General features: G+C 49.3%; 2 protein-coding genes. Both read right to left on the bottom strand.

All coding sequences use genetic code 11. The features are described 5' to 3' along the window. Positions 1 to 279: 279 nt before the first annotated feature. The gene (locus AB4Z11_RS28465) at positions 280 to 810 is read right to left on the bottom strand and encodes a GNAT family N-acetyltransferase (RefSeq protein WP_442029187.1); all 531 of its coding nucleotides are present in this window, start codon (positions 808 to 810) and stop codon (positions 280 to 282) included. Positions 811 to 864: 54 nt separating this feature from the next. Then, the gene (locus AB4Z11_RS28460; protein ID WP_442029186.1) at positions 865 to 2340 is read right to left on the bottom strand and encodes a putative bifunctional diguanylate cyclase/phosphodiesterase; all 1476 of its coding nucleotides are present in this window, start codon (positions 2338 to 2340) and stop codon (positions 865 to 867) included. Positions 2341 to 2851: the final 511 nt, after the last annotated feature.

Raw genomic sequence — 2851 nt, 5'->3', positions numbered from 1 at the left:
GTTAAGAAATTGGCACCGAGGGAAATGCAAATAGCATCCAGCTTTTCAAAAGATGAGAGCGAACTACGTCCTGCTGAATTGCGATCGGTGCTACCACAAACACTTCACTTTAATTACATTGCGGAAACTGGATATCGCTATCGAATGAGACGTGAAGATAAGGCCGCAAGATAATGTATCTAGACTTCCAGGGGATCGGAGGGGAGAAAAATTAAGAAGCGGCAGCAGGAGCGCTGCAATTCCCTGATGTAACCGCCATTAGCCATCAACATTTCAGACTTACGGCACGTTTGAGTAGAGCCAAAAGTTCCTTGAATAGCCGCGAACTTGGCGATAGTTCCGCAAATAGCCTTCGCGCTGAAACCCACTACGTTCCAACGTGCGTATTGACCGCAAGTTCGTCTCTAGGACGACTGCTTGCACACGAACGAGACCGAGACATCTGAATGCCCACTGTACAGCCGTCTGACAAATGCTCTGCGCTATACCTTTGCTCCATACGGAGGGGCAAAGGTCGAATGCTAGTTCTGCAGTCTTATTGCCAAGCGATATCGTATGGAAACCAAAAGTACCAACCAAGCGATTGCTCTCTTTCGCGATTACCGCAAACCGTATCTCTGATTCGCGGTGGTCGGATTCATAGGAGTCAAATAACGCCTGTAGAGAATCAGCGTTCGCCAGATTCCAGCTAGTATGTTCGTAGACTTCTCGAGAAGCCAAGTAGCGATACCATTCAGGCGCGTCGCTTCGCTCCAGAGCCCTATAGGTTACAAGAGGATGATGAGATGGCGGGAGGTCATGGTAATGCATATAAAGAATATTCACCTATTCGAACTTCGATTATGCCTGCCGCCTTTGTAGGCGCTAGACGCTCCAATTTGCATTGATTTCATGCTTCCGACTAGTCTGCAGAAATTCTTGCAGCGCCTTGGCATTCAACGGCCGCGACATTAGATACCCTTGAACTTCGTCACAGTTGTTAGCAGCCAGAAATGCCAGGGTTTCCTTGCATTCCACCCCTTCTGCGACAACAGACAAGTCTAATGCGTGCGACATGTCTATAAGCGCTCGAACCAGCTTCCGATTGTCTACTGTAGCGTTGGTATTGTTAATAAAAGTCTTGTCCAATTTAATCGTATCGAAAGGGAAAAACTGCAAATATGCGAGCGATGAATATCCGGTACCGAAGTCGTCTACTGACAACGATAAGCCCAGCGCCTTCAGGCCTCGTAATACGTCAGCGCATCTATCGCAGTCTTCGACGAGAACGCTTTCAGTCAACTCCAACTCGAGCAAATTTGGCGGGAGTTGGGATTGTTCCAGTGCCTCGACAATAACATCGCTAAACCGGTTATCTTTCAACTGGTGTGCGGATACGTTGACAGATACGCGCACCGGCTCTTCCAACTCTACTGCGAGTTCGCTCGCTTTCTTGCATGCCGTCTCTAGTACCCATTTTCCGATGTCAAAGATCAATCCTCTCTCTTCGGCGATCGGAATGAACTCTAGAGGAGAAATCCGGCCATGCTTGGGATGATTCCACCTTAACAATGCCTCAAGCGCGACGACTTTCATCGTTCGTACATCGACTCGTGGTTGATACTCCAATTCCATCTCACCGCGGACCACAGCCTTCCTCAAAGAATGTTCCAGCTCCGCTTTGCGCTTCATCGCTTGACCAATCTCATCGGTATATTGAATACAGGTGCCACCTGTTCTTTTCTTGGCTTGGCGTAGAGCTGCTTCTGCTGCGAAAACGATTTCTTCTGCATCCTTGCAGTTACTGGGGATGCGGCACATTCCGATGGACGCAGAGAGATAAACCTCCTCGCCGTTTAGAACGAAACATTCGCGAAATGTCCCTAGCAAGGCTTGCGAAAGTTCATATGCGTTTTGTTGTTCGGACTCACAGAGCACTAGGAATTCGTTGATTCCATGACGGCCAACTTTTCCGAACCTATCCGCTGTGCGACGAATTCTTCGGGCGGCTTCAACCTGCACTGATAGGGTATGTTCGCGGCCAAATGATTCGCTGAGTGAGTCCAGGCCGGATATGCTGATAAGCAGAAGGGATGATGGGGCTTCTACGGTCGAGGAATCTATAGCTCGTTCGAGTTCACGCCGGAATGAATCAGCGCTTAACAAGCCTGCCAAGCTATTTGCGCCAGTTATCGAGCGCTCACCGCGAAGTGATGCTTGAGGCGGAAAGTCGGTAACGAATACACTTACCGAATCCAGGTGGCCTTCAGGCGAACGCATCCAGACGCTTGTCATACTCGTATAGATGTTCGAGTTGCACCCGTCAATAAGAATGGCCTCGGCATAGTCGAACTCCATCATGTAATTCGCCCCCTTACTGGCTTGGGTGAACGACCTGTACACACTGCAAAGATCTCTCAGATGCTTGCCGACTAAGTCAGTTAGGGGAGTGCGCATTAAATTGCAAAACTCGCGGTTCGCGTCAACTAAAGCCAAACCACTATCGAACCTAGCGGATGGTAYGTGTCTCCTTACAGACTTTGCGGAGCGATGTGGTTGTGTTGGCTCTGGGCTGTAGGAACTTCCCTTACATTGTTTCGGTCGTACAGACTGTCGCGAGTCTCGCTTCATTGGATGCAGTGGGTCACTTAGAGAAAGGGCCTCGACCTCGGATGTCAATCTTTTCGATAACTGTGATGGGAACAGCGTTGACTTCTTGTTCAGCATAAGGATCTCCGCGTTATTTGGGCGGACGACACAACGACTATTTTGAAGTCGCGAGCAAATTTCTTGAGGGTCGTGCCACTGCAAGGAATAGCAAGCTAGGCTAAAGCATTGCCTACCTTAGAACGGCCAAGGTCATCGCATACAC

It is taken from the genome of Pseudoduganella sp. RAF53_2 (assembly GCF_052113985.1).
GTDB lineage: Bacteria > Pseudomonadota > Gammaproteobacteria > Burkholderiales > Burkholderiaceae_D > Rugamonas.
Note: the sequence above shows the minus strand (reverse complement) of the source record. Positions and strands in the feature narration are given on the sequence as shown.

Excerpts from the sequence above, each read along its gene's own strand:
- AB4Z11_RS28465 (WP_442029187.1), bottom strand. The coding sequence starts at position 810 with ATGCATTACCATGACCTCCCGCCATCTCATCATCCTCTTGTAACCTAT.
- AB4Z11_RS28460 (WP_442029186.1), bottom strand. The coding sequence starts at position 2,340 with ATGATGGAGTTCGACTATGCCGAGGCCATTCTTATTGACGGGTGCAAC.